Genomic DNA, 26,884 nt, shown 5'->3' with positions numbered 1-26,884 from the left:
GAACATTACGCCTGATGGCCTGTGCTGAAACCGGCTTCGGCGGCACCGTTGCGATCATTTTCGCCGGCCGGTGCCCCGGTGGCCGAAGTGGCGCCCCTGGCGCCCCGCCCGGCGCCCGGGGGCGCGGCCAGCGCCCGCCGGGTGGCCAGCAGCACCAGCAGGGCGGCGAATCCGGCGGCCCCGGGGACGGCGAAGCTCGCCGCGGTGCCGGACAGTTCGACCGCGGGGCCGGCCACCGCGGTGCCCGCGGCCGCGCCCACGCCGAAGGTGGTGACCAGCCAGGAGAACGCCTCGGTGACGGTGCCGCGCGGGGCGTGCCGGTCCACCACGATGAACGCGCAGGCGATGGCCGGCGCCAGGAAGACCCCGGAGACGCCCGCCAGCACGGTCATGGCCGGCACCCCGGGGGTGAGCGTCAGCGGCAGATAGCCGAGGGCCAGCAGCAGCGTCAGGACCCGCAGCCGCCGCTCCGGTGCCCCGGCCCACTGGCGGGCGCCGTAGACCACCCCGCCGGCCAGCGCGCCGAGGCCCAGGGCGGCCATCAGCCAGCCGTAGGCCGACTGGTCGCCGTGGTCCTCGGCGTAGGCGAGCGCGGCGACGGTGATGGAGCCCAGGGCGAGTCCGACGAAGAAGAAGGAGCCGAGCAGGGCGAGCAGTCCGGGCGAGCGCAGCGCGCCCAGCCAGTGGGCCTCCCGGGGCGCGGACCGCCAGGTCCTGGAGGGCTCCGAGACCACCACCGAGAGGGCGCCCAGCACCCCGATCGCGTTGATCACCAGGATCGCGGCGGCCGGGGACCAGAGCGAGACCAGCAGGGTGACCAGCAGCGGTCCGGCGGTGAACATGATCTCCTGGGCCACCGCGTCCAGCGCGTACGCCCGGTGCACCCGGTCCTCCGCGCCCAGCACGCTCGGCCAGAGCGCCCGCAGCCCGCCCTCCAGCGGCGGGGTGAAGAGCCCGGCCACGGCGACGGCCGCGTAGGCGAGCGCCACCGGGGTGATGCCCAGCACGGCGAGGAGCGCCATGCCGGCCGCCGAGACCAGCGCGGCGGGCAGCTGGACCCGGGGCTGGCCGCGCAGGTCGACGGCCCGGCCGAGCAGCGGCTGGCCGAGCGCGTTGGCGACGCCGTACACGGCGGCCAGCGCGCCGGCCAGGCTGTAGCTGCCGCCCTCGGAGCGGGTGAAGAGCACGATGGCGATGGGCGCGGTGCCGTTGGGCAGCCGGCCCACCAGGGTGCCGGCGAGCAGCCGGGCCGCGTGGGGTGCTCTGAGAATGTCGCCGTATCCGCCGGCCGCCGCGGCCATGTCCGCCCCTCTCCGGTTCACGTCCGCGCGATCCCGCACCCGACGTTTTACGTATAACTACCGGCGTCATACGTACCATGTCGGCAGCGCGCGGGGCCAGTCCGCGCCCAGGATCCGCCGGACCGCCGGCGCGGAGGCAGCCGTGAACGACCCGGAGCCGGACCCCCGGCCCGCCGCCGGGGGCACGCCGGCCCGGCCCACCAGCCGGGACGTGGCGCGGGCGGCCGGGGTGTCGCAGGCCACCGTCTCGCTGGTGCTGGGCGGGAAGTGGCGCGGCCGGGTCTCCGAGCGCACCGCGGACCTGGTGCGGGAGGCCGCCCGGGGGCTCGGCTACCGGCCCAATCTCGCCGCCCGCAACCTCCGGCTCGGCCGCACCAGGACGGCACTTCTGGTGGTGCCCGCGCTGACCAGCGAGTTCTTCGCCCGGGTCTACACGGGCGCCGCCGAGGTGGCCGCCCGGCACGACTTCGGCGTGGTGCTCTATCCGTCCCCGGCCGGGATCGGGCCCGCCCGGGACCCGTTCGCCTCGGCCCGCTCGGCGCTGGACGGGGTGATCGCCTCCTCGATGGCGGCCGACGCCCTGCGGGCCATCCGGGGCACCGATCTGCCGCTGGTGATGCTGGACAGCGACCCGGACGACCTGACGGACACCGGCGCCGCCGCCTCGGTCAATCTCGACATCGCCGACGGGATGCGCCAGGTGACGGAGCATCTGCTCGGCCTCGGTCACCGGCACTTCGCCCATCTGGCGTCGGCGGTGCCCTCCTGGACCTTCGACATACGCGCGCGGGCGCTGCGGGACCGGCTCGCCCGGGAGCCGGGGGTGACGGTCCGCACGGTGCCGGCCCCGCTGGACGTGGCGGCGGGCCGGAAGGCGGCCGGGGCCGCGCTGACCGGGCCCGGGCCCCGGCCGACCGCCCTGGTCTGCGACGACGACCTGCTGGCCGCCGGTGCCTGCAAGGCGGTGCGGCGGCTGGGGCTGCGGGTGCCGGAGGACGTGTCGGTCACCGGCTTCGACGACCTGGCGCTGGCCACCGCCGTGGAGCCCGAGCTGACCACGGTCCGGCTGCCCGCCGAGCGGATCGGGGAGCGCGGTATGACGGCGCTGCTGGCCGTCCTGGAGAACCGCCCGCCGGCGACCGGCGACCTCCCCGTCACCCTGCTCCCCCGGGGCTCCTCGGGCCCGCCCCCGGCCGGCTCGTAGCACCCGCCGCCGGGCTCCCAGGCCCTCGGCCTCCCCGGACACGGCGCCGCCCCGGGCCGCGCGGGGCGGTCCGGGGCGGTGGGGCCGGCCGCCGGAACGCCCCGGCGGGGCTCCCGGCCGGGCCGGCTACTGCTGGGGCTTCTCCGGCTGCTCGTCGGAGGGCGCGTCGGTCGGGGTGGTGGCCGCCCCCTGGGCCTCCAGGAGCCGGGCGAGCTGGCGGCCCACGATCCGCTTGAACTTGCGCTGCTGCGGGCGGGTGCGGTCCAGCACGGCCACCTCCAGCCGCTCGGCGGGGATCTCCCGCTCGGCGCCGTTGGGGTCCCGGGAGAGGGCCTGCACGGCGAGGTGGAGCGCCTCCGCGAGGGTCATCCCGTCCCGGTGCCGCTGGTCGAGGAAGCTGCTGATCTGCTCCGCGTTGCCGCCGACCGCGACCGAGCCGTGCTCGTCCACGATCGAGCCGTCGTGCGGCAGGCGGTAGATCTGGTCGCCGTCCGGGACCACCCCGACCTCGGCGACGACCAGCTCCACCTCGTACGGCTTCTCGGCCGCGCTGGAGAAGATCCCGCCCAGGGTCTGGGCGTAGACATTGGCCAGGCCGCGCGCGGTCACGTCGTCCCGGTCGTAGGTGTAGCCGCGCAGATCGGCGTAGCGCACGCCGCCGATCCTGAGGTTCTCGTACTCGTTGTACTTGCCGGCGGCGGCGAAGCCGATCCGGTCGTAGACCTCGCTGAACTTGTGCAGCGCGCGGGACGGGTTCTCACCGACGAACACGATGCCGTCGGCGTACTGGAGCACCACCAGACTGCGGCCTCGGGCGATGCCCTTGCGGGCGTACTCCGCCCGGTCCTGCATGGCCTGGGCGGGTGAGACATAGAACGGGGTCGTCACCGGCTGTCCGTCCCTTTCTTCCGGTTCTTCCGGTCAATCCGGAGTGAGTCCAGTGAATCCTCGGAGGAGCGGATCACAGCAGCTCGGCCCGGGGACCGTCGGGCTGTTCGAGGCGGCGCTCCACGATCGCGCGGGCGATCCCGGAGGACTCGGTGTCGGTGAGCCGCCGGTAGCCGTCCTCCGTGATCACGGTGACGATCGGGTAGATCCGCCGGGCCAGGTCCGGGCCGCCGGTCGCCGAGTCGTCGTCCGCCGCGTCGTACAGCGCCTGCACCACCAGGGTGAGCGCCTCCTGCTCGCCGAGGTTGTCCCGGTAGAGCTTCTTCATGGCGCCCCGGGCGAAGACCGAGCCCGAGCCGGTGGCGGCGAAGCCCTGCTGCTCCTCGGAGCGGCCGCCGGTCACGTCGTACGAGAAGATCCTGCCCTTCTCGCGGTCGATGTCGTACCCCGCGAAGAGCGGCACCACGGCGAGGCCCTGCATGGCCATGCCGAGGTTGCCCCGGATCATGGTGGAGAGCCGGTTGGCCTTGCCCTCCAGGGAGAGCTGGGTGCCCTCGACCTTCTCGAAGTGCTCCAGCTCCAGCTGGAAGAGCTTGACCATCTCCACGGCGAGGCCGGCGGTGCCGGCGATGCCCACGGCGGAGTACTCGTCCGCCGGGAAGACCTTCTCGATGTCGCGCTGCGCGATGACATTGCCCATGGTGGCCCGCCGGTCACCGGCGAGCACCACGCCACCCTCGAAGGTGACGGCGACGATGGTCGTGCCGTGGGGCGCCTCGACGGCCCCCTGCACCGGCGGCAGCGGCCGGCTGCCGGGCAGCAGCCCCGGCGAGTGGTCGGCCAGGAAGTCCATGAACGAGGACGAGCCGGGCGTCAGGAAGGCCGCCGGCAGACGCCCGGTGCTCCGAGGATTGGCTTCCACGCGTTTCCTTCCGGAATGAGGCGGCGGCCCGCCGCCGGGGCGGGCCGGTGATCAGTGCTGTGCACGGACCCTACCCGTGCCGTCGGAGGTCATCCGCCCCGGTGGCACCGGCTCGCACCGGCGCCACCGGGAGTGACCCGGGGCTACTGCCCGCCCTTTTGCACGAAGGACCGCACGAAGTCCTCGGCGTTCTCCTCCAGGACGTCGTCGATCTCGTCCAGCACGGAGTCCACGTCGTCGGACAGCTTCTCCTGGCGCTCCTTGAGGTCCTCGGACGCCTGCGCGTCCTGCGCCTGCTCCTCGGTCTCCTCGGTGGAACGCGTGGCCTTCTGCTGCCCGCCGCCGGTGTCCTTGGTCGCCATATCCCTCACCCCGCTCGGTGTGCCCGCTTGGTTCGGTCTCTCAAGATCAGACCCTACAAGGCCGGTCCGACATCGGCCCCCGCGTTTCCGGAAGATCCCTCCGCAAGCCGCCGGGGCTGTCCCCATGATTCCCGTGGAGCGCCCGGCGAAGCGCCCGGACCCGGCACGATTCCCGTGGGGTTCCCCGGCGTCTCCCGGGCCCGTACGACCGCTCGTGGCCGTACCCGGGCCTGCCCCCGTACCCCGGCGCCCGCGGTGACGCCCACGGCCCTGTGCCCGGCCGGCACCGGGCGCCCGGGCGCGACGGAACCAGGGCCTCCACGGGACGCGGGCACGACCGGGCCCGGCGCGCAGCGGGCTCCGCACCCCGGCCCCGCGCCGCCGGGCCGGGGTGCCCGTACCGGCCGGGTCAGCCGCCGGAGAGGACCCGCACCAGCTCCTCCGCCGTGCGGCAGCGGTCGAGGAGGTCCTTGACGTGCTCCCGGGTGCCCCGGAGCGGCTCCAGCGTCGGTACGCGCTGGAGCGAGTCCCGGCCGGGCAGGTCGAAGATGACCGAGTCCCAGGAGGCCGCCGCCACGTCGTCGGCGTACTGGTCCAGGCAGCGGCCCCGGAAGTACGCCCGGGTGTCGTCCGGCGGCTCGGTCCCGGCCCGCCGCACGTCCGCCTCGTCCAGCAGCCGCTTCATCCGGCCCCGGGCCGCCAGCCGGTTGTACAGGCCCTTGTCGGGGCGCACATCGGCGTACTGGAGGTCCACCAGGTGCAGCCGGGCGGCGTCCCAGTCCAGGTCGTCGCGGCGCCGGTAGCCCTCCATCAGCTCCCGCTTGGCCACCCAGTCCAGCTCGCCCGCCAGGCTCATCGGGTCGCTCTCCAGCCGGCTCAGCACGTCCTCCCAGCGGGTCAGGACGTCCTGGGTCTGGGTGTCGGCGTCCGCGCCGTACCGCTCCTCGACGTACTTGCCGGCCAGCTCGTAGTACTCCATCTGAAGCTGGACGGCGGTGAGGGTCCGGCCGCTGCGGAGCGTGACCAGATGTCCCAGGGTCGGATCGTGCGAGACCTGGTGGAGGGTGCGCACCGGCTGGTCCACGGCGAGATCGACGGTGATGAAGCCGTCCTCGATCATGGAGAGCACCAGGGAGGTGGTGCCCAGCTTGAGATAGGTGGAGATCTCCGAGAGATTGGCGTCGCCGATGATCACATGGAGCCGGCGGTACTTCTCCGCGTCGGCGTGCGGCTCGTCCCGGGTGTTGATGATGGGCCGCTTCAGGGTGGTCTCAAGGCCGACCTCGACCTCGAAGTAGTCGGCGCGCTGGCTGAGCTGGAAGCCGTGCTCCCGGCCGTCCTGGCCGAGACCGACCCGGCCGGCCCCGGTCACCACCTGGCGGGAGACGAAGAACGGGGTGAGGTGGCGCACGATGTCCGAGAACGGGGTCTCCCGCTTCATCAGGTAGTTCTCGTGCGTCCCGTAGGAGGCGCCCTTGTTGTCGGTGTTGTTCTTGTACAGGTGGATCGGCTGGGCGCCGGGCAGCGCGGCGGCCCGCTCGGCCGCCTCCGCCATGATCCGCTCGCCCGCCTTGTCCCAGAGCACCGCGTCACGCGGATTGGTGACCTCGGGCGCGCTGTACTCGGGGTGGGCGTGGTCCACGTACAGCCGGGCGCCATTGGTCAGGATGACGTTGGCCAGGCCGATGTCCTCGTCGGTGAGCTGGCTGGAGTCGGCGGCCTCACGGGCGAGATCGAAGCCGCGGGCGTCCCGCAGCGGATTCTCCTCCTCGAAGTCCCAGCGGGCCCGGCGCGCCCGGTGCATCGCCGCCGCGTAGGCGTTGACGATCTGGGACGAGGTGAGCATGGCGTTGGCGTTCGGATGACCGGGCACGGAGATGCCGTACTCCGTCTCGATGCCCATTACTCGCCGTACAGTCATGCGGCCCTCCTTGCCCGGCGGCGTCCCCGTCCTGGAACGGCGCTCAAGTACCACCGGTGCTCCGGTGCGCGTGCGGCGCCGGTCCCCGCACCGCACGGACCGGCGGTACGGAAGAGCCTAGAACGCCTCTGCGCTGGTGGGGAGATCAAATACGTCATTGCTGCGGTGTCGTCGCAATTCTGGCCGAAGACCGCCGAGTAAAACGGAAGACACCGGCTGCGGAGCCCTTTCCCGCGCCTTTCGGCGGGGAAACCCATGGACGTCCGCAGCCGGTGTGCGTCCCCCGGCCCCCTTGGGGGACCCGGGTCCTACAGGTACTGTCCGGTGTTCGCCACCGTGTCGATGGAACGCCCGGTGTCCGCGCCCTGCTTTCCGGTGACCAGGGTGCGGATGTAGACGATCCGCTCGCCCTTCTTTCCAGAAATACGGGCCCAGTCGTCCGGATTCGTGGTGTTCGGCAGGTCCTCGTTCTCCTTGAACTCGTCCACGCACGCCTGGAGGAGATGGGCGACCCGCAGACCCTTCTGGTTGTGGTCGAGGAATGCCTTGATGGCCATCTTCTTGGCCCGGTCCACGATGTTCTGGATCATGGCGCCGGAATTGAAGTCCTTGAAGTAGAGGACTTCCTTGTCACCGTTGGCGTACGTGACCTCCAGGAAACGGTTCTCCTCGGACTCCGCGTACATCTGCTCCACGACCGACTGGATCATGGCGTGTGTCGCGGCCGGCTTGGAGCCGCTGTGCTCGCCCAGGTCGTCCGCGTGCAGCGGCAGCGAGGGGGTCAGGTACTTGGCGAAGATGTCCTTCGCCGCCTCGGCGTCCGGACGCTCGATCTTGATCTTCACATCGAGCCGGCCGGGCCGGAGGATGGCCGGGTCGATCATGTCCTCGCGGTTGGAGGCGCCGATGACGATGACGTTCTCCAGGCCCTCCACACCGTCGATCTCGGCCAGCAGCTGCGGGACGATGGTGTTCTCCACGTCCGAGCTGACGCCGGAACCCCGGGTGCGGAAGAGCGACTCCATCTCGTCGAAGAAGACGATGACGGGGGTGCCCTCGCTCGCCTTCTCCCGGGCCCGCTGGAAGACGAGCCGGATGTGCCGCTCGGTCTCACCGACGTACTTGTTGAGGAGCTCGGGGCCCTTGATGTTCAGGAAGTAGCTCTTCCCGGCGGGCTGCCCGGTCACCTCCGCGACCTTCTTGGCAAGGGAGTTGGCGACGGCCTTGGCGATCAGCGTCTTGCCGCAGCCGGGCGGGCCGTAGAGCAGGATGCCCTTCGGCGGCCGCAGTTCGTGCTCCTTGAAGAGGTCGGGGTAGAGGTACGGGAGCTCGACCGCGTCGCGGATCAGCTCGATCTGGTTGCCCAGACCGCCGATCTTGTCGTAGTCGACGTCCGGGACCTCTTCGAGGACCAGCTCCTCGACCTCGCTCTTCGGGATGACCTCGTAGACGTACCCCGAGCGCGGTTCGAGCAGCAGGGCGTCGCCGGGCCGGATCGTGGCCTCCAGCAGCGGCTCCGCGAGCCGCACCACCCGCTCCTCGTCGGTGTGCCCGATCACCAGGGCCCGCTCGCCGTCCTCCAGGACCTCCTTGAGGGTGACGATGTCCCCGGCGCTCTCGAACCGCATGGCCTCGACCACGTTGAGCGCCTCGTTGAGCATGACCTCCTGGCCGCGCCGGAGCTCTCCGGTCTCGATGCCGGGGCTGACGTTCACCCGGAGCTTGCGGCCCCCGGTGAAGATGTCGACGGTCCCGTCCTCGTTGGCCTGGAGGAAAACGCCGAAGCCCGCGGGGGGCTGGGCGAGCCGGTCGACCTCCTCCTTGAGGGCCACGATCTGGTCGCGGGCCTCACGGAGCGTGTTGGCCAGCCGCTCGTTCTGCGCGGACACACCGGCCAGATTGGTCTGCAGCTCGACGATCCGCTCTTCGAGAATTCTCGTGTGCCGCGGAGAGTCGGCGAGCTTGCGTCGCAGGACGGCGATTTCCTGCTCAAGATAGGCGACCTGGCCGGCTGGGTCCTCGGACCCACGCCCCGGCCGGATGCCGCGGTTGATGTCGTCGTCGTGGGCTGCCACGGTCCTCACCTCCTCCAAGGGGAGCTGGACGCTTCCTGACCCTACCTGGGTGGGTGGTGATTGAAACCCCTAGATCACAAAGACTCCAGGGGTGTGTCCGATCTTCACCCTTGCGCTCCGCCCCTCTGCACCAGGGGGATACCCACCCATCAACATCTGAAAGCGGTCGGTTGTATCGTCGGACTGGTCAACACCCGTCAGGCTTGGCCCGACTTACTTCTCAGCGCTCCACCAGAGGCACGAAACGGCAGGGGATATGACCGTGCGGCACGAGGCTCCGGCCACCGGCGACGACGAGCCGCTGGAGGTCTGGATCGACCAGGACCTGTGCACCGGTGACGGAATCTGCGCGCAGTACGCCCCCGAGGTCTTCGAGCTCGACATCGACGGACTGGCGTACGTCAAGAGCGAGGAGGACGAACTCCTCCAGGACCCGGGGGCCACCACCCGGGTGCCGCTCCCGCTGCTCCAGGACGTGGTGGACTCGGCCAAGGAGTGCCCGGGCGACTGCATTCATGTGCGCCGGGTCACGGACCGGGTCGAGGTCTACGGCCCCGACGCCGAGTGACCGCCGGGCCCTTCACCTCCGGGCCCTTCCGGGGCCCGCCCGTGCGCCTGCCCGTGTGAGAGATCGCACAGCCGGCCGCGCCCGGGCCCGCGCCCGCCCCGGGACCGGCCCCTCAGAGGCCGGCGGCCGGGGTCGAGGACCGGATGAACTTCCCGCCGCGCCAGCGCCATTCGGCTCGCTCCTCGCGGTCCGGACAGCAGCGCGGCACCCCGGCCGACGAGTAGCCGAGCAGGGTGGCGGTGACCGCTCCGTCGCGTACCGTCAGCGACCCGGTGCTCAACCGCTCCTCGGGCCGGACCAGGGTGGCCACCAGCCGGGGCGCGCCGCCCCGGTCGCGGGTGAGGACGTAGACCCCGCTGGGCGGTGTGCCCGAGCCCGCGTCGCAGTGTGCCGCGACCACCGTCTCCGGGGCGCCGTCGCCGTCCAGGTCGCCCGTCGTCTTCCGGGCCACCACGCTTCCCGCCCCGGCGCACCGCAGCGGATAGCTCACGGCGGCCGGGTCCGGCGCGACCGGGGCCACCGCTCCGGTCGCCGGGGTGTTCCCGGTCGCCGCCGGGGCCTTCGCGGCGGCCGGCGGGGCGGTCCGGGTGGCGGTGGCGGCGGCCGGCTGGACCAGGGCCGCGCCCGCGACGACCCCGGCCATGACGGCGGCGGTGGCGAGCCAGTGAACCGGGCGGGCGCGGGTGTGCGCGAGGTCCGGGAGGGCGGAGGGCGGCACGCGGAGGCCTCCTGCGGTCTGTGCGGTGCGGTGTTCAGCATCGTGCCACAGCTCACAGGGGCGCGGAACAGCCGGGGGCGGACCGCGCCGAACGCGACGGCGCCGCCGCCGAGTTCCGGGTGGGACCGGGGAACTCGGCGGCGGCGGTGTCCTGTTGCGTACGGGTCGCACGGGGGCGCGAACACGCCCCGGGCGGGGCCGTCAGCCCTTGTTGGGGCCCTCGTAGTCCTCGCCGTAGGCACCCTTGGCGGGCCGGCGGCGGCGCATCGGGGGCTCCACGCCGTCGGCCAGCCGGCGGGCGGTGAGCAGGAAGCCGGTGTGGCCGATCATGCGGTGGTCGGGACGGACCGCGAGACCCTCGACGTGCCAGTTGCGGATCATCGACTCCCAGGCGGCCGGCTCCGCGAAGCAGCCGATCTCCCGGATGGACTCGACGGTCCGGGCGAGCTGGGTGGTGGTGGCCACGTAGCAGCAGAGGATGCCGCCCGGGACCAGCGCCTTGGAGACGGCCTCCAGGCAGTCCCACGGGGCGAGCATGTCCAGGATGACCCGGTCCACGTCGGTGTCCGAGAGGTGGTCCTGGAGGTCACCGACGGTGAGCTGCCAGGCCGGGTGCGGACCGCCGAAGTAGCGCTCGACATTGCCCCGGGCGATCTCGGCGAAGTCCTCGCGGCGCTCGTAGGAGTGCAGCATGCCGCTGTCCCCGACGGCGCGCAGCAGGAAGCTGCTCAGCGAGCCGGAACCCACCCCCGCCTCCACGACGCGGGCGCCGGGGAAGATGTCCGCGAAGGCCAGGATCTGCCCCGCGTCCTTGGGGTAGACCACGGCGGCGCCGCGGGGCATGGACAGGACGTAGTCGGGGAGCAGGGGGCGCAGCGCGAGGTAGGCGACGTTTCCCGTGGTTCGGACAACACTGCCCTCGGGGGCGCCGATCAGCTCGTCGTGCGGGAAGGACCCCTTGTGGGTGTGGAAGTTCTTCCCGGCTTCGAGCGTGAACGTGTAGTGGCGTCCCTTGGGGTCGGTGAGCTGGACCTGGTCCCCGACCTTGAAGGGCCCGCGACGGCGGGCGGCACCGGTCGGTTCGGACATGTGACCAGTGTATGGGCTTCAGGAGCCGGGCCGTGCCATGGCCTGCACGAAGGCCCGCTCGACATCGGCGGTGGAGAGTACGCCGTAGATCTCGCCGGTCTCCTCGACCACCAGGTACTCGGTGGCGGGGTGGGCCCGGAGCCGGTCGAGCAGGTCCTCGCCGGCCAGCTCGGCCGGGACCCGCATGCCCTCGGTGAGGTCCTGGGCGAGGCCGCCGACCGCGACCCAGGGGCGGCGGTGCCGGGGGACGCCCACGATGGCGGTCTCCCGGACCAGTCCGGTCGGCCGGCCCTGGCCGTCCACCACGACCAGGGCGCGGGCCCCGGCGTCGTTGGCCCGGCGCAGCGCCTCGGAGAGCGGGGTGACGGACTCCACCGGGACGGCCCGGCGGGTGAGGGCGCGGGCGCGCAGCTCGGGGAGGTGCTCGCGGAGCCGGGCCATCCGGAGGCTGTTGCCGGCGCCGGTCCAGATGATCGCGGCGAGGATGGCGGCCAGCAGCGCGTCGGTGACGGTCTCCACCCCGCCGATCTCCACCGAGTCGTCGCCCAGGGCGCCGGTGTGGGTGAGCAGCGGCAGCCCGATCAGGACGGTGACCGCGAGCGCCCGGCCGACCCAGGCCGCGGCCACGGTGCCGGCCATCGGCCGTCCGGTGAGTTTCCACACCACGGCCCGGAGCATCCGGCCGCCGTCCAGCGGGAGACCGGGCAGCAGATTGAAGACCGCGACGATCAGATTGGAGATCATCAGACCGGCGAGCAGGACCGCCGGGACGGTGCCGGGCTCGACCGCGTACAGCGCCGCGTAGAAGATCCCGGCGAGGACCAGCGAGAGCAGCGGCCCGACGAAGGCGAGGACGAACTCCCGGCCCGGGGTCTCGGACTCCTTCTCGATCTCCGAGACACCGCCGAAGAACTGGAGCTGGATGCGGCGCACCGGCAGCTTGAAGCGGAGCGCGGCGACGGTGTGGGCCAGCTCGTGGACGAGCACGGAGGCGTAGAAGGCGACCGCGAAGAAGAGCGAGACCAGATAGCGGGCCCCGCCCAGCTCGGGCAGGATCCGGTCGAGCTGGCCGCCGAAGACCCAGGTGATGAGGGCGGCGACGAGGAACCAGCTCGGGGCGACATAGACGGGCACCCCGAACGGGCGGCCCATCAGGAGGCCGCCGCCGGGCCGCTCGGACCGCCGCCCGCTCCCCCGGCCGGAGGCGGCTCCGGCCGGGTCGGCGCGCGGGCGGGTGCGGTCGCCGCTCTCGTCGTCCTGGTTCACGGGGTCCCTTCGGTGGGGGGCGTCACATGACGATAAACGCAAGCCTGCGGGGTCTGCCGTCGATGGTATGCCGCTCGCTGTCGGTGGCGGGTCGTAGGGTTCTGAACCATGACCAAGAGCCCGCGACCGCCCGCCTCGCTCTCGCCGTCCCGGGCGAGCGACTTCATGCAGTGCCCGCTGCTGTACCGGTTCCGGGTGATCGACAAGCTGCCCGAGAAGCCGAGCGAGGCGGCGACCCGGGGCACGCTGGTGCACGCGGTGCTGGAGCGGCTCTTCGACACCCCGGCGGCGGACCGCACGGCCGAGCGGGCCAGGTCGCTGGTGCCCGGGCAGTGGCAGCGGCTCCTCGAGGGGCGTCCGGAGCTGGCCGAGCTGTTCGGCGAGGACGCCCCGGACCGGCCGGGCGAGCGGCTGGCGCGCTGGCTGGGCGAGGCCGAGGCGTTGGTGGAGCGGTGGTTCACGCTGGAGGACCCGACGCGGCTGGAGCCGGCCGAGCGGGAGCTCTTCGTGGAGACCGAGCTGGACTCCGGGCTGCGGCTGCGCGGGGTGATCGACCGGATCGACGTGGCCCCGACCGGCGAGGTGCGGATCGTCGACTACAAGACCGGCAAGGCGCCGCGCCCCGAGTACCGGGACGGCGCGCTCTTCCAGATGACCTTCTACGCGCTGGTGGTGCGGCGGCTGAAGGGGGTGCTGCCGCGCCGGCTCCAGCTGGTGTATCTCGGCAGCGGCGAGGTACTGACGTACGACCCGGTGGAGGCCGACCTCCAGCGGGTGGAGCGGCGGCTGCTCGCGCTCTGGGACGCGATCCGGCGGGCCACCGAGACGGGTGACTGGCGGCCCCGGCCGACCAAGCTCTGCGGCTGGTGCGACCACCAGGCGTTCTGCCCGGAATTCGGGGGGACTCCCCCGGTGTATCCCCTGCCGCTCGTCCCGGCGCAGGGAAGCCACGACGCGCAGGGCAGAATGGCCCGGTCAGCCGAGTGAAGGAGTAACCGTGGCCATCCGCGTCCTACTGGTCGACGACCAGCCGCTGCTGCGCACCGGCTTCCGGATGATCCTGGAGGCGGAGCAGGACATCGCGGTGGTCGGGGAGGCCGGAGACGGTCTCCAGGCGCTCGACCAGGTGCGGGCGCTCCAGCCCGATGTGGTGCTGATGGACATCCGGATGCCCCGGATGGACGGCGTCGAGGCGACCCGGCAGATCACCGGGCCCGGCCGGGACGGCCCGGCCAAGGTGCTGGTGCTGACCACCTTCGACCTGGACGAGTACGTGGTGGAGGCGCTGCGCGCGGGGGCCAGCGGCTTTCTGCTGAAGGACGCGCCGGCGCAGGAGCTGGTGCAGGCGATCCGGGTGGTGGCGGCGGGCGAGGCGATGCTGGCCCCGAGCATCACCCGGCGGCTGCTGGACAAGTACGCCGGCCATCTGCCGTCCGGCGAGGAGCCGGTGCCGGACGCGCTGGGCACTCTGACGGAGCGTGAGGTCGAGGTGCTGAAGCTGGTGGCGCGGGGGCTGTCCAACGCGGAGATCGCCGCCGATCTGTTCGTCTCCGAGACGACGGTCAAGACCCATGTGGGTCATGTGCTGACCAAGCTGGGCCTGCGCGACCGGGTGCAGGCCGCGGTGTACGCGTACGAGAGCGGCCTGGTGCGCCCCGGCGCCCAGTGAGCCCCGGCGGGGGCCGTTCCGGTCCCGGTGCGGGCCGCTCCCTTCCGGGCCCGGTGGCACCCTTCGCGGCCCGGGAGCCCGGTGAGGCCGGGGCGAGGAGGCCGGCTTTCCGGCGGCTCCGGCACCTCCGGCTTTCCCGCACCGTCTTCCGTACGCCCTCCGCGCCCGGTCACCGGGGCCGGTGCGGCGGCGGTGCGGTGGCGTCGGGAGCCGGCCGGTGGATACGGGAACGGGGTGCCCGGCCGCTGTGCGGCGGGCACCCCGTCGGTGCCGCTGGGCCACCGCGCCGTCCCTGAGGGGCGGGCGCGGCGGGTCAGCCCTTCTTGATCTCCCAGAACCGGAAGACGGTGGAGGCGTCGAGCGTCCACTCCAGGCCGGTGACCTTGTCGTTCGCGACCGCGTACTGCTTGCCCTGCCAGAGCGGGAGCAGCGGGATGTCCTTGGCCACCAGGTTCTGGAGCTCCGCGAAGTCGTCCTGGGTGGCGGTGCGGTCGGCGGCGGCCGACGTGGTCGGGATGATGGTCCCGGTGATCTTGGGGTTCTTGTAGTTGTTGCCGAGCACATTGCCCTCGCCGAAGAAGGGCTGCGTGAAGTTGTCCGGGTCCGGGTAGTCGGGCACCCAGCCCCGTACGTACACGCCGTACTTGCCCGCCTTGATGTCCTTCTCGTACTGCTCGAAGGTGACGGACTTGGTCGTCGCCTCGAACAGGCCGCTGGAGTTCAGCTGCTTGGCGATGGTCTCCAGCGCCTCGTCGGTCGAGGGGCCGTAGCGGCTGTGGGTGGACCAGAGGGTCAGCTTCACCTTGCCGTTGATGCCGTCGGCACGCAGGGCCTGCTTGGCCTTGTCGGGCTGCGGGGAGTCCCCGTAGGCGTCGAAGAAGGCGGTGTTGTGGCCGGTGATGCCCGCCGGGACGATCGAGTACAGCGGGGTGGTCGTGGACTGGTAGACGTCCTTGACCAGGGCGCCGCGGTCGACGAGGTAGGCGATCGCCTTGCGCACCCCGAGCTTGCCGGCGAGCGGGTCCTTCATGTTGAAGACCAGGTGCTGCACCTCGGCGCTGGTTCCCTGGACCACCTCGATGCCCTTGGCGCTGGCGTCGGCGGACTGGTCCAGGCTGGCGATGTCGTCGGAGCCCAGGCCACGGTAGGCGACGTCGACCTCGCCCTTCTTCAGCGAGGCGGCCAGCGCCTTGCGGTCGCCGCCGTAGAGCTTGAGGGTGATGCCGCCGTTCTTGACCTTGGCGGTGCCCTGGTAGCCCGGGTTGGGCGAGAAGACCGCCTCCTTCTTGCTGAAGGAGTCGAGCTTGTACGGGCCGGAGCCGACGGCCTTGCCGTCCGTGCGCAGCTCACCGGACTTGTACTCGCGGTGGTCGACTATGGAGCCGGCACCCGAGGCGATCTTGCTCGGGAAGGTGGCGTCGGGCACCTTCAGCTTGAAGACGACGGTCCGCTCGTCCGGGGTGTCGATCGAGTCGATGGTGCTCAGCAGCTGGGCCGGGCCGGCCGGGTCGTTGATGCCCCGGGTGCGCTCGAAGGAGAACTTGACGTCCTCGGAGGTGAGGGCGTTGCCATTGCTGAACTTCAGGCCGTCGCGCAGGCTGCAGCGGTAGACAGTGCTGCCGCCCCTGTCGAACTCGCACTTCTCCGCCGCGTCGGGCTCGGGCGTGACCGCGCCCTTGGGGAAGCTGAGCAAGGACTGGAAGACGTTGTTGAACAACAGCCACGAACCGGGGTCGTAACCGGCCGCCGGATCGGTGGCCACCACGTCGTCGGCCATCCCGACGCTCACCGACGCGGCGTCGCCGTCGGCGCCGCCGCTCTCCGAACCGCAGCCACTCAGCAGGGCGGCCGCCACACCCGCGGCGAGCGGGGCCGTCAGCCACTTGTTGTGTGCCTTCACAGGAACCTTGCCTCTGGAATTTCTGGCCGGCCGGGCCGGAGTGCCCGGCCGGGTACTACAGGGGTCAGGCGTTGCCTCGGCCGAGCTCCCAGAGCTGGAGGTCCGAGGACGAGTTGAGGGCCCACTCGGTGCCGTTGAGCTCGGTGCGGTGGGCGATGTACTGCTTGCCCTGCCACAGCGGGAGCACCGGGACGTCGTCCGCGACGATCTTCTGGAGCTTCTCGAAGGCTCCGGAGGCGGCGGTGCGGTCGGCCGCGCGGCGCGACGCCGGGATGAGCCCGGTGCGCGCGGTGGTGTTGACGTAGGGGGTGTTGAGGAAGTTCCCCTTGTCGAGGAACGGCGCGACGAAGTTGTCCGGGTCCGGGAAGTCCGGGACCCAGCCGAGGCCGTAGACGGCGTACTCGCCGTGCTTCTGGGCGGAGCGGAAGGCGTTCCAGCCGGTGCCCTTGACGCTGACGTCGAAGAGCTTGCTGGCGTTGAGCTGGTCGCGCAGCGCCGCGAACTCCTTGGCGGTACCCGAGCCGTAGTGGTCGGTGGTGTAGTTGAGGGTCAGCTTCACCGGGGTCTTGATGCCGGCGCCGCGCAACAGGGACGCCGCCGCGGACGTGTTGGGCTCGCCGTAGGTGTTGAAGAAGGCGTTGGTGTGGCCGGCGACGGTGGCCGGGATGAGGGAGTAGAGCGGCTCGGTGGTGGCGCCGTACACCGTGTGGGTGATCTTCTCGCGGTCGATCACCGCGGCCATCGCCTGGCGGACCGCCTTGTCCTTGACGGACGGGTCCTGGGTGTTGAAGCCGAGGTAGCGGATCTCCAGGGCGGGGACCTCGCGCAGCTCGATGTCCTTCCTGGGGTGGTCGTTGAGGTCCTTGATCTGCTCCGGCGACATGGTGCGGGTCATCATGGAGATGTCACCCGCCTCCAGCGCCTGGCCCATGGCGTCGGCGTCGCCGAAGGAGCGCAGCTCGACCTTGTCGTTCTTGAGCTTGATGTCACCCTTGTAGTGCTCGTTGCGGGTGAAGACCACCCGGGTGACCCGGTCGTCCTGGGTCTCGGCGCGCAGGGTGTACGGGCCGGAGCCGTCCACCTCGAAGCCGTCCCGGAGCTTCTTGGGCTCGTACTTCTCGCTGCTCACGATGCCGGCGACCGGGGTGGCCAGCTTGTACGGGAAGGTGGCGTCGGGCGCCTTGAGGTGGAAGACGATCTCGCTGTCGTTCTTCACCTCGATGGTGTCGATGTTCGTCAGCAGGCTCGCGGCACCGTTGTCCGAGTTGATGGTGAGCGAGCGCTCGATGGAGAACTTCACATCGCGGGCGGTCAGCGGCTTGCCGTCGGAGAAGGTGAGCCCCTCGCGCAGGGTGCAGTGGTAGCTCTCGCTGGCGCGGTCGGTGAAGCCGCACTGGGAGGCGGCCTCGGGCACCGGCTGGCCGCCGCCGCGCGGGACCCGGGTGAGGGTCTGCAGGGTCTGGCGGAGGACGTTCCAGGTGCCGCTGTCGTAGGCGTAGGCCGGGTCGAAGGGGGCGGGCGCGTCCTGGTCGGCGGTGAACTGGTCGGTGGTGCCGACGACGATGCCGTCGCCTCCCCCGCCGCCGCCCGAGCCGCCTTGGGAGGTGCCGCACGCGACGAGCACGGGGGCCAGCAAGGCTGTCACAGCCGGCAGCACCAGGGTCTTGCGGCGGTTCATCAGGACGTTCTCTTTCCTCATCCGGCCTGGGTACAGCGGTGTTCACGACTCCGCCGGGGCCGCCCGGTCGGGGCGGGGCGATCGGGCCGGTATGCAGAGCGATCGGTCCCTCGCGGTCCCGGCCGCGGGGTGGCGGGCGGGCCCGCGCGGTTGTGCGGCGAAGTCCTCCCCAGAGATTAGTGGGCCGGGCCATCCGGGCCGGACAGCCCTCTGATTGACCGATCATCAGAAAGTGATCGTTTGTATCCGTCGGTGGATCACCGCCGGGCCGCATGTTTCGTACACCGCTCCACCAATCGGGACACATGGGCACGGCCGAAGCCCCGCGATCCGGACAGGAGGGCGGTGCGGGGTCCCGGGCGGACACCACGCTGCGTGAGCAAGGTCACGCCGGTTCGCCGGGCCCCGGAGGGAACCGGACGGCCCCAGCGGAAGGCCGGCCAGCGGAGGCTCCGCGATGGCGGACCCGGGCCGGACCGGACCGGGGCAGCGGCCCCGGGGAAGTGCAGGGACGTGCGGGCGAGGCCGGGCAGTCCGGGCGGCGGGCCCGGGCCGGCGGCGGGGCCGTGTCACCGGACCGGAGGGCCCGGGCGGCGAGGGCGGCACGAGTGGCCGGGAGCGTGGCACCGGCCCCGGGACGGGTGGCCGGAAGCGCGGGCGCCGTGGCCGTACCGCCGGACCGGAGAAGGGCCCGGGGGCGGGCGGTCAGTTCAGGCCGGTGATCAGGGTGCGGAGGAAGCCCAGGTCGACCTGGTCCAGGGAGCGGACCACGGTCCGGCCGGGGGCGGGCGGGATGGGGGCCACCGAGGGCACGGCGACCACCCGGCAGCCGGCCGCCTCGGCGGCGGCCACTCCGGTGGCGGTGTCCTCGATCACCGCGCAGCGCAGCGGGTCGGCGCCGACCGAGCGGGCCGCCAGGAGGTACGGGTCGGGGTGCGGCTTGGTGCGCTCCACCTCGTCACCGGCGACGGTGACGCTGAAGCGGTCGTGGCCCAGCGAGGCCAGCACCTTGTCGATGATCCGGCGGTGCGAGGCGGAGACCAGGGCGGTCGGCACCCGGTGCGCGGCCAGCTCGGTCAGCAGCCGCTCGGCCCCGGGCATCAGCGGCACCCCGGACCCGATGCGCTCCTCGAACCGGTCGTTGAGCAGCACGGTCAGCTCGGCGAGCCCGACATCGGCGCCGGTCGCCTCGATGAGGTAGCCGGCGCTGCGGGTCATCGGCCCGCCGACCACCACGTCCCGCCAGGACTCGTCCAGGGTGTGGCCCAGCTCCGCGAAGACCTCGACCTCCGCGTCCCACCAGAAGCCCTCGGTGTCGACCAGGGTGCCGTCCATGTCCAGGAAGACGGCCTGCAGGGCCGACCCCTCGGTCGTACGGGTCAGGGACGCGGGGACCGTACGGGTCATCGGCACACCTCCGGAAGGGACGAGAGGGCCGGTCACCGCCCCGGCGGGGCGCGGCCGCCGGGAGCGGGTCCCGGCGGGCGTGCCCCCAGGGCGGGTGACCGGCCCGCGCTGGACCGACCAGTGTACGTCGCGGCTCGTCAGCGCGCGTTGAAGTATTTCGCCTCGGGGTGATGGATGACGATCGCGTCGGTGGACTGCTCCGGGTGCAGCTGGAACTCCTCGGAGAGCTCCACACCGATCCGCTCGGGCCGCAGCAGCTCCGCGATCTTCGCCCGGTCCTCCAGATTGGGGCAGGCGCCGTAGCCCAGCGAGAAGCGGGCGCCCCGGTACTTCAGGGCGAACATGTCCTCGACGTCGGCCGGGTCCTCGCCGCCGAAGCCCAGCTCGGCGCGGACCCGGGCGTGCCAGTACTCGGCCAGCGCCTCCGCGAGCTGGACGGAGAGGCCGTGCAGCTCCAGGTAGTCCCGGTAGGAGTCGGAGGCGAAGAGTTCGGCGGTGAACTCTCCGATCTTCGAGCCCACGGTGACCACCTGGAGCCCCACCACGTCGGTCTCGCCGGACTCCTCCGGGCGGAAGAAGTCGGCGAGGCAGAGCCGCCGCCCCCGGCGCTGGCGCGGGAAGGTGAAGCGGGTGCGCTCATTGCCGTCGTCGTCCAGGACGACCAGGTCGTCGCCCTTGGAGACGCACGGGAAGTAGCCGTGCACCACGGCCGCCTCCAGCATCCCCTGGGTGTGCAGCTGCTCCAGCCAGCCGCGCAGCCGGGGCCGGCCCTCGGTCTCGACCAGTTCCTCGTAGCCGGGGCCGTCGCCGGCGCGGTTCTGCTTCAGTCCCCACTGGCCCTTGAAGAGCGCGCCCTCGTCGAGCCAGGAGGCGTAGTCCTTGAGCGGGATGCCCTTGCTCACCCGGGTGCCCCAGAACGGCGGCTCGGGCACGCGGTTGTCGGTGGCCACGTCGGAGCGGACGCCCTCCTCGGCGGGGCGCTCCTCGGCCACCACCGTGCCGGCCGGCCGGACCCGGCGCTGCCTGAGCTCGGGCAGCGCGGCGCCGGGCACCCCGCGCTTGACGGCGATCAGGGCGTCCATCAGCCGGAGCCCCTCGAAGGCGTCGCGGGCGTAGCGGACCTCGCCCTCGTAGATCTCGTGCAGGTCCTGTTCGACATAGGCGCGGGTGAGGGCGGCGCCGCCGAGGATGACCGGGTAGTCGGCGGCCAGCTTGCGCTGGTTCAGCTCCTCCAGGTTCTCCTTCATGATCACCGTGGACTTCACCAGCAGGCCGGACATCCCGATCACGTCCGCCCGGTGCTCCTCGGCCGCCTCCACGATCGCGGAGACCGGCTGCTTGATGCCGAGGTTGACCACGTTGTAGCCATTGTTGGACAGGATGATGTCGACCAGGTTCTTGCCGATGTCATGGACGTCGCCGCGCACGGTGGCGAGCACGATGGTGCCCTTGCCCTCCGCGTCGGACTTCTCCATGTGCGGCTCCAGATGGGCCACCGCCGCCTTCATCACCTCGGCGGACTGGAGGACGAAGGGCAGCTGCATCTGACCGGAGCCGAACAGCTCACCGACGACCTTCATGCCCTCCAGCAGGGTCTGGTTGACGATGTCCAGCGCCGGGCGGTCGGCCAGGGCCGCGTCGAGGTCGGCCTCCAGCCCGTTGCGCTCACCGTCGATGATCCGCCGCTGGAGCCGCTCGTCCAGCGGCAGCGCGGCCAGCTCCTCGGCCTTGCCCGCCTTCAGCGACTTGGCGGTGGCGCCCTCGAAGAGCGCCATCAGCTTCTGGAGCGGGTCGTACCCCTCGGAGCGCCGGTCGTAGATCAGGTCCAGCGCCGTGGTGACCTGCTCCTCGTCGAAGCGGGCGATCGGCAGGATCTTGGAGGCGTGCACGATCGCGGAGTCCAGGCCGGCCTTGACGCACTCGTCCAGGAAGACCGAGTTCAGCAGGATCCGGGCGGCCGGGTTGAGGCCGAAGGAGATGTTGGAGAGGCCCAGCGTGGTCTGTACGTCGGGGTGGCGGCGCTTGAGCTCCCGGATGGCCTCGATGGTGGCGATGCCGTCCTTGCGGGACTCCTCCTGGCCGGTGCAGATGGTGAAGGTGAGGGTGTCGATGAGGATGTCGGACTCATGGATGCCCCAGTTGCCGGTGAGGTCGGCGATGAGCCGCTGCGCGATGGCGACCTTGTGCTCGGGGGTCCGGGCCTGGCCCTCCTCGTCGATGGTGAGGGCGATCAGCGCGGCGCCGTGCTCCCGCGCCAGCCGGGTGACCCGGGCGAACCGGGAGTCCGGGCCGTCGCCGTCCTCGTAGTTCACCGAGTTGATCACCGCGCGTCCGCCGAGCTTCTCCAGACCGGCCCGGATCACCTCGACCTCGGTGGAGTCGAGCACGATGGGCAGGGTGGAGGCGGTGGCGAACCGGCCGGCGAGCTCGGCCATGTCCGCGACGCCGTCCCGGCCCACGTAGTCGACGCAGAGGTCGAGCAGGTGCGCGCCCTCGCGGATCTGGTCGCGGGCCATCTCCACGCAGTCGTCCCAGCGGGCCTCCAGCATGGCCTCGCGGAACTTCTTGGAGCCGTTGGCGTTGGTACGTTCCCCGATCGCCAGGTACGAGGTGTCCTGCCGGAACGGCACCGTCTGGTACAGCGAGGCGGCCCCGGGCTCCGGGCGCGGCCGGCGCTCGGCCGGGGTGAGGTCCCGGACCCGCTCCACCACCTGGCGCAGGTGCTCCGGGGTCGTACCGCAGCAGCCGCCCACCAGCGACAGCCCGTACTCCCGGACGAAGCCCTCCTGGGCGTCGGCCAGTTCGGGGGCGGTCAGCGGGTAGTGGGCGCCGTCCTTGCCCAGCACCGGCAGGCCGGCGTTGGGCATGCAGGAGAGCGGGATCCGGGAGTGCCGGGCGAGGTAGCGCAGGTGCTCGCTCATCTCGGCGGGGCCGGTGGCGCAGTTGAGGCCGATCATGTCGATGCCCAGCGGCTCCAGGGCCGTCAGGGCGGCGCCGATCTCCGAGCCGAGGAGCATGGTGCCGGTGGTCTCCACGGTGACCGAGACGATCAGCGGTACGTCGGCGCCGACGGCCTCCAGACCGCGCCGGGCGCCCAGCACCGCGGCCTTGGTCTGGAGCAGGTCCTGGGTGGTCTCCACCAGCAGGGCGTCGGCGCCGCCGGCCACCAGCCCCTCGGCGTTGGCCTGGTAGGCGTCGCGCAGGGTGGTGTACGGGGCGTGGCCCAGGGTGGGCAGCTTGGTGCCGGGGCCCATCGAGCCGAGGACCCAGCGCGGGCGGCCGTCCCCGGCGGTGAAGGAGTCGGCGGTCTCCCGGGCGATCCGGGCACCGGCCTCGGAGAGCTCGTGGACCCGCTCGGCGATGTCGTACTCGGCGAGGGCCGCGAAGTTGGCGCCGAAGGTGTTGGTCTCCACACAGTCGACGCCGACCGCGAAATACTCCTCGTGCACCGAGCGCACGATGTCGGGCCGGGTGACGTTGAGGATCTCGTTGCACCCCTCCAGCTGCTGGAAGTCCTCCATCGAGGGGTCCTGTGCCTGGAGCATCGTGCCCATCGCCCCGTCGGCCACCACGACACGGGTGGCGAGTGCCTCCCGGAGGGCGGCGGCGCGGGCGGCGGCACCGGCGGAGAAGGTGCTGTCGGACGAGGGGATCGGCGACGAGGCCATGGACGGGCTCCCAGGGATGCGACGGCTGTCGGCTTTGCGGCCTCGGGAGAGGGCGCACCGGGCCAGAGTAACCATGTGCTCCTCAAGCCGACATCGTGTTCCAGCGGGCGGACGGCATCCTGTCGTGGGCGGAGGGGTCCACTCCGCTGGTCGCGGGTCCGTCCTGCGGCTGGCTCAAGGTCGACAACGACCGATAGTGTTCAGCATTGTCGAACTATGGGAGAAGGGCCGGGCGATGGCGAAGAACATCCAGTCGCTTGAACGAGCGGCGGCGATGCTGCGACTGCTCGCCGGTGGGGAGCGCCGGCTCGGACTCTCCGACATCGCCTCCTCCCTGGGGCTGGCCAAGGGCACCGCGCACGGCATTCTCCGCACCCTCCAGGCGGAGGGGTTCGTGGAGCAGGACGGCGCCTCCGGGCGCTATCAGCTCGGCGCCGAGCTGCTGCGGCTCGGGAACAGCTACCTGGACGTCCACGAGCTGCGCGCCCGGGCCCTGGTCTGGACGGACGACCTGGCCCGGTCCAGCGGGGAGAGCGTCCATCTGGGGGTGCTGCACCAGCAGGGCGTGCTCGTGGTCCACCACGTCTTCCGCCCGGACGACAGCCGCCAGGTGCTGGAGGTGGGCGCCATGCAGCCGCTCCACTCCACCGCGCTCGGCAAGGTGCTGTCGGCGTACGACCCGGTGGCGCACAGCGAGGCGATGGAGACCGAGCGCCAGGCGCTCACCGACCGGACCATCACGGACGCGGCCGACTTCGAGGCGGTGCTCGACCTGACCCGGGCGCGCGGCTGGGCGGCGGACGTGGAGGAGACCTGGGAGGGTGTGGCCTCGGTGGCCGCCCCGATCCACGACCGGCGCCGGATGCCGGTCGGCGCGGTGGCCATCACCGGTGCGGTGGAGCGGGTCTGCGACGGCGGCGACCTGCGCTCGGAACTGGTCGCCGCGGTACGCGACTGCGCCCGCGCCGTCTCCCGGGACCTGGGCGCCGGCCGCTTCTGACCCCGCTCGGACCCGGCGGCGGCCGGGCCCGGCCCGGGGACCGCCGGCCGGGGGGCGAACGGGCCGCCCGGGGCCGCCGGGCCGGGAGCGGACGGGCCCGGGGCCCTGCGCCCGCGCCGGGGCCGGGGCGGCCGGGCCGGGGGCGACCGACCCGGGAGCGGACGGACCGAGGGCCTTCCTGAGCCCGGCGGGGGCGGGGGCGGGGCGGCCGGGCCTGGAGCCTCCCCCGCGCCACGGCCGGGGCGGCCGGGCCGCGGTCTCCCATCGGTCCCGCCCCGGGGCCTCCCCCGACTCAGGACCGGAGCCGCCGGCCCCCGCAGCCTCCCGGGGCCGGGCCGCCGGAGCGCCGCCCCGGGCCGGGGCCAGTACCGCCGGTACCGGCGCCCCCCCGACACCGCACCGGCCGTCCATGGCCGGATCCGTACCCGGCGCGCGTGACTCCCGAAGCACGCGGGGCGCGCGCCGGGGCGCGCGGAAGGCGCGGGACGAGCTGCGGCGACAAGGGCCTCCGGAGGCGCTTCCGGGCGCCGGTGCCGGGCGTTTCCGGGCCGGGAGGCGCATCATCGGTAACGATCCGGCTTTGAGTTCCGCAACCCTTGACGGCGCAATGAACAGGGGGCAAAACTGCCGTGCATCGGTCGGCATTGTCGAACACCTACCGGAAATACGCGTTAGAGTGTGACAACGCCAGGAGGCCGGAAAACGCCCTCACCCCTTGAGGGCGCGGACCACCGGAGGGACCCGGTGTCCGCCTTCCCCTGGACGAAGGACAAAGGAGTCGCGGGTGTCCAGCTCCGACATCTTCATCGGCGAGACCCTAGGGACCGCCGTACTCATCCTGCTCGGCGGTGGCGTCTGCGCCGCCGTCACGCTGAAGGCTTCCAAGGCCCGTAACGCCGGCTGGCTGGCCATCACCTTCGGGTGGGGCTTCGCGGTGCTCACGGCCGTGTACACCTCGGCCCCGCTCTCCGGAGCGCACCTCAACCCGGCCGTCACCGTCGGCATCGCCCTGAAGGACAACGACTGGGGCAACGTCCCCGTCTACTTCGCGGGCCAGCTGCTCGGCGCGATGATCGGAGCGGCCCTGGTCTGGGTGGCGTACTACGGCCAGTTCCAGGCCCACCTCACCGACCCCGAGATCGTGGGCGACCCGGCCGACAAGCCGGTCGAGGGCCCGCACGAGGCGGGGACCAGCCCGGCGGGTCCGGTGCTCGGCATCTTCTCCACCGGACCCGAGGTCCGCAGCGTCTGGCAGAACCTCGCCACCGAGGTCATCGGCACCGTCGTCCTCGTCCTGGCCGTCCTGACCCAGGGCCTCAACGCCGACGGCAAGGGGCTCGGCACGCTCGGCGCGCTGATCACCGCCCTGGTCGTCGTCTCCATCGGCCTCTCGCTCGGCGGCCCGACCGGTTACGCCATCAACCCGGCCCGCGACCTCGGCCCGCGCATCGTGCACGCGCTGCTCCCGCTGCCGAACAAGGGCGGCTCCGACTGGGGCTACGCCTGGATTCCCGTGGTCGGTCCACTGATCGGTGGAGCCCTCGCCGCGGGTATCTACCAGATCGCGTTCGCCTGAGCCGTACGCCGGAGAGCCGGACGCACCGGACCACCGCACAACCGAAGAGTCCGGGCCGCCGCGACCGCGCCGCCGTCCTTCACCACAGACTTCCGGGAGCCACTTCCATGACCGAGAACACCAACGAGACCGAGACCCACTCGCCGACCGCCTCGCACGGCACCGGTCCCTTCATCGCCGCGATCGACCAGGGCACCACCTCCAGCCGCTGCATCGTCTTCGACCGCGACGGACGCATCGTCTCCGTCGACCAGAAGGAGCACGAGCAGATCTTCCCCAAGCCTGGCTGGGTCGAGCACGACGCCGCCGAGATCTGGGCCAACGTCCAGGAGGTGGTGGCCGGGGCCATCGACAAGGCGGGCATCACCTCCGCCGACGTCAAGGCCATCGGCATCACCAACCAGCGCGAGACCACCCTGCTCTGGGACAAGACCACTGGTGAGCCCGTCCACAACGCCATCGTCTGGCAGGACACCCGCACCGACGCGCTCTGCAAGGAGCTGGGCCGCAACGTCGGCCAGGACCGCTTCCGCCGGGAGACCGGCCTCCCGCTGGCCTCCTACTTCGCCGGTCCGAAGATCCGCTGGATGCTGGACAACGTCGACGGCCTGCGCGAGCGCGCCGAGCGCGGCGAGATCCTCTTCGGCACCATGGACTCCTGGGTCATCTGGAACCTCACCGGCGGCACGCAGGGCGGCCACCACGTCACCGACGTGACCAACGCCTCCCGCACCATGCTGATGAACCTCCACTCCATGGCGTGGGACGAGAAGATCGCCAGCTCCATCGGTGTGCCGATGAGCGTGCTGCCGGAGATCCGTTCCTCCGCCGAGGTGTACGGACACGTCAAGGGCGGCGTGCTGGACGGCGTCCCGGTCGCCTCCGCGCTCGGTGACCAGCAGGCGGCCCTGTTCGGCCAGACCTGTTTCTCCGAGGGCGAGGCCAAGTCGACCTACGGCACCGGCACCTTCATGCTGCTGAACACCGGCGACAAGATCATCAACTCGTACAGCGGCCTGGTCACCACCGTCGGCTACCAGATCGGTGACGCCAAGCCGGTCTTCGCCCTGGAGGGCTCCATCGCGGTCACCGGTTCGCTGGTGCAGTGGATGCGCGACCAGATGGGCCTGATCAAGTCCGCCGCCGAGATCGAGACCCTGGCGTCCTCGGTCGAGGACAACGGCGGCGCCTACTTCGTACCGGCCTTCTCGGGCCTGTTCGCCCCGTACTGGCGCTCCGACGCCCGCGGGGTGATCGCCGGCCTCACCCGGTACGTCACCAAGGCGCACATCGCGCGCGCCGTCCTGGAGGCCACCGCCTGGCAGACCCGCGAGATCACCGACGCCATGACCAAGGACTCGGGCGTCGAGCTGACCGCGCTGAAGGTCGACGGCGGCATGACCTCCAACAACCTGCTGATGCAGACCCTCTCGGACTTCGTGGACGCGCCCGTGGTGCGGCCCATGGTGGCCGAGACGACCTGCCTCGGCGCCGCCTACGCCGCCGGCCTGGCCGTCGGCTTCTGGCCCGACACCGACGCCCTGCGCGCCAACTGGCGCAGGGCAGCCGAGTGGACCCCGCGCATGGACGCGGACCGGCGCGACCGCGAGTACAAGAGCTGGCTCAAGGCCGTGCAGCGCTCCATGGGCTGGATCGACGAGGAAAACTGACG

At 72.0% G+C, this 26,884-nt stretch carries 20 protein-coding genes; 7 read left to right on the top strand and 13 right to left on the bottom strand.

Annotated features, from left to right (window positions below):
* Nucleotides 1-5 precede the first annotated feature (5 nt).
* Nucleotides 6-1,301, bottom strand: coding sequence for an MFS transporter (locus NX801_RS10780; RefSeq protein WP_258787129.1), 1,296 nt, complete (start codon nt 1,299-1,301; stop codon nt 6-8).
* 142 nt (nt 1,302-1,443) lie between these two features.
* On the opposite strand from NX801_RS10780, the gene NX801_RS10775 reads away from it, so the two are divergent.
* Nucleotides 1,444-2,505, top strand: a complete 1,062-nt coding sequence (locus tag NX801_RS10775; protein ID WP_258787128.1) for a LacI family DNA-binding transcriptional regulator — start codon at nt 1,444-1,446, stop codon at nt 2,503-2,505.
* A gap of 126 nt (nt 2,506-2,631) precedes the next feature.
* On the opposite strand, the gene prcA is transcribed toward NX801_RS10775, so the two are convergent.
* From prcA to arc, 5 genes are all read right to left on the bottom strand, one after another.
* Nucleotides 2,632-3,393 carry a proteasome subunit alpha gene (prcA, locus tag NX801_RS10770; protein WP_258787127.1) on the bottom strand — a complete coding sequence of 254 codons (762 nt, stop codon included), beginning with the start codon at nt 3,391-3,393 and terminating at the stop codon, nt 2,632-2,634.
* 73 nt (nt 3,394-3,466) lie between these two features.
* Complete coding sequence (prcB, locus tag NX801_RS10765) at nt 3,467-4,315, bottom strand: proteasome subunit beta (RefSeq protein WP_258787125.1); 849 nt, start codon at nt 4,313-4,315, stop codon at nt 3,467-3,469.
* A 143-nt stretch (nt 4,316-4,458) separates the two neighbouring features.
* Nucleotides 4,459-4,677, bottom strand: coding sequence for a ubiquitin-like protein Pup (locus tag NX801_RS10760; protein WP_030782898.1), 219 nt, complete (start codon nt 4,675-4,677; stop codon nt 4,459-4,461).
* Between the two features lie 409 nt (nt 4,678-5,086).
* Complete coding sequence (dop, locus tag NX801_RS10755) at nt 5,087-6,598, bottom strand: depupylase/deamidase Dop (protein ID WP_258787124.1); 1,512 nt, start codon at nt 6,596-6,598, stop codon at nt 5,087-5,089.
* A 308-nt stretch (nt 6,599-6,906) separates the two neighbouring features.
* A complete protein-coding gene (gene arc / locus NX801_RS10750) occupies nt 6,907-8,673 on the bottom strand; it encodes a proteasome ATPase (RefSeq protein ID WP_258787123.1) in 1,767 nt (588 codons plus the stop codon).
* A gap of 256 nt (nt 8,674-8,929) precedes the next feature.
* On the opposite strand from arc, the gene NX801_RS10745 reads away from it, so the two are divergent.
* On the top strand, nt 8,930-9,241 hold the full coding sequence (locus tag NX801_RS10745) for a ferredoxin (RefSeq protein ID WP_258787122.1): 312 nt from the start codon (nt 8,930-8,932) through the stop codon (nt 9,239-9,241).
* 112 nt (nt 9,242-9,353) lie between these two features.
* On the opposite strand, the gene NX801_RS10740 is transcribed toward NX801_RS10745, so the two are convergent.
* From NX801_RS10740 to NX801_RS10730, 3 genes are all read right to left on the bottom strand, one after another.
* Complete coding sequence (locus tag NX801_RS10740; RefSeq protein WP_258787121.1) at nt 9,354-9,959, bottom strand: hypothetical protein; 606 nt, start codon at nt 9,957-9,959, stop codon at nt 9,354-9,356.
* Nucleotides 9,960-10,160: 201 nt separating this feature from the next.
* Nucleotides 10,161-11,048 (bottom strand): tRNA (adenine-N1)-methyltransferase, encoded by an 888-nt coding sequence (locus tag NX801_RS10735; protein WP_258787120.1) that lies wholly within the window; start codon nt 11,046-11,048, stop codon nt 10,161-10,163.
* Nucleotides 11,049-11,066: 18 nt separating this feature from the next.
* Entirely contained in the window at nt 11,067-12,314 is a 1,248-nt protein-coding gene (locus NX801_RS10730) for a site-2 protease family protein (protein WP_258787119.1), read from the bottom strand.
* 108 nt (nt 12,315-12,422) lie between these two features.
* Here NX801_RS10730 and NX801_RS10725 point away from each other — a divergent pair, with 108 nt between their 5' ends.
* Together NX801_RS10725 and NX801_RS10720 are read left to right on the top strand one after the other, a co-directional pair.
* Nucleotides 12,423-13,301: a RecB family exonuclease gene (locus tag NX801_RS10725; RefSeq protein WP_258787117.1), complete on the top strand. Its 879-nt coding sequence runs from the start codon at nt 12,423-12,425 to the stop codon at nt 13,299-13,301.
* Between the two features lie 10 nt (nt 13,302-13,311).
* Nucleotides 13,312-13,983 carry a response regulator gene (locus tag NX801_RS10720; RefSeq protein WP_258787116.1) on the top strand — a complete coding sequence of 224 codons (672 nt, stop codon included), beginning with the start codon at nt 13,312-13,314 and terminating at the stop codon, nt 13,981-13,983.
* Nucleotides 13,984-14,296: 313 nt separating this feature from the next.
* Here the strand turns inward: NX801_RS10720 and NX801_RS10715 are convergent, their stop codons facing one another.
* The 4 genes from NX801_RS10715 to metH all read right to left on the bottom strand — a co-directional run bounded on the left by NX801_RS10715 (nt 14,297) and on the right by metH (nt 22,636).
* The gene (locus NX801_RS10715) at nt 14,297-15,883 is read right to left on the bottom strand and encodes an ABC transporter substrate-binding protein (RefSeq protein WP_258787115.1); all 1,587 of its coding nucleotides are present in this window, start codon (nt 15,881-15,883) and stop codon (nt 14,297-14,299) included.
* 64 nt (nt 15,884-15,947) lie between these two features.
* Nucleotides 15,948-17,582: an ABC transporter substrate-binding protein gene (locus NX801_RS10710; RefSeq protein ID WP_428986118.1), complete on the bottom strand. Its 1,635-nt coding sequence runs from the start codon at nt 17,580-17,582 to the stop codon at nt 15,948-15,950.
* A gap of 684 nt (nt 17,583-18,266) precedes the next feature.
* Nucleotides 18,267-18,968 carry an HAD family hydrolase gene (locus NX801_RS10705; RefSeq protein WP_258787114.1) on the bottom strand — a complete coding sequence of 234 codons (702 nt, stop codon included), beginning with the start codon at nt 18,966-18,968 and terminating at the stop codon, nt 18,267-18,269.
* Between the two features lie 137 nt (nt 18,969-19,105).
* Entirely contained in the window at nt 19,106-22,636 is a 3,531-nt protein-coding gene (gene metH / locus NX801_RS10700) for a methionine synthase (protein WP_258787112.1), read from the bottom strand.
* A gap of 235 nt (nt 22,637-22,871) precedes the next feature.
* On the opposite strand from metH, the gene NX801_RS10695 reads away from it, so the two are divergent.
* The 3 genes from NX801_RS10695 (at nt 22,872) to glpK (ending at nt 26,882) form a co-directional block, all read left to right on the top strand.
* On the top strand, nt 22,872-23,636 hold the full coding sequence (locus NX801_RS10695) for an IclR family transcriptional regulator (RefSeq protein WP_258787291.1): 765 nt from the start codon (nt 22,872-22,874) through the stop codon (nt 23,634-23,636).
* Between the two features lie 784 nt (nt 23,637-24,420).
* Nucleotides 24,421-25,212 carry an MIP/aquaporin family protein gene (locus NX801_RS10690; protein ID WP_258787111.1) on the top strand — a complete coding sequence of 264 codons (792 nt, stop codon included), beginning with the start codon at nt 24,421-24,423 and terminating at the stop codon, nt 25,210-25,212.
* A gap of 107 nt (nt 25,213-25,319) precedes the next feature.
* On the top strand, nt 25,320-26,882 hold the full coding sequence (glpK, locus tag NX801_RS10685; protein ID WP_258787110.1) for a glycerol kinase GlpK: 1,563 nt from the start codon (nt 25,320-25,322) through the stop codon (nt 26,880-26,882).
* Nucleotides 26,883-26,884 lie beyond the last annotated feature (2 nt).

The sequence above is a fragment of the Streptomyces pyxinae genome (assembly GCF_024756275.1).
In the GTDB taxonomy this organism is placed as follows: Bacteria; Actinomycetota; Actinomycetes; order Streptomycetales; family Streptomycetaceae; genus Streptomyces; species Streptomyces pyxinae.
The sequence above is the reverse complement of the archived record's forward strand: the minus strand, read 5'-3'. Positions and strand labels throughout refer to the sequence as shown.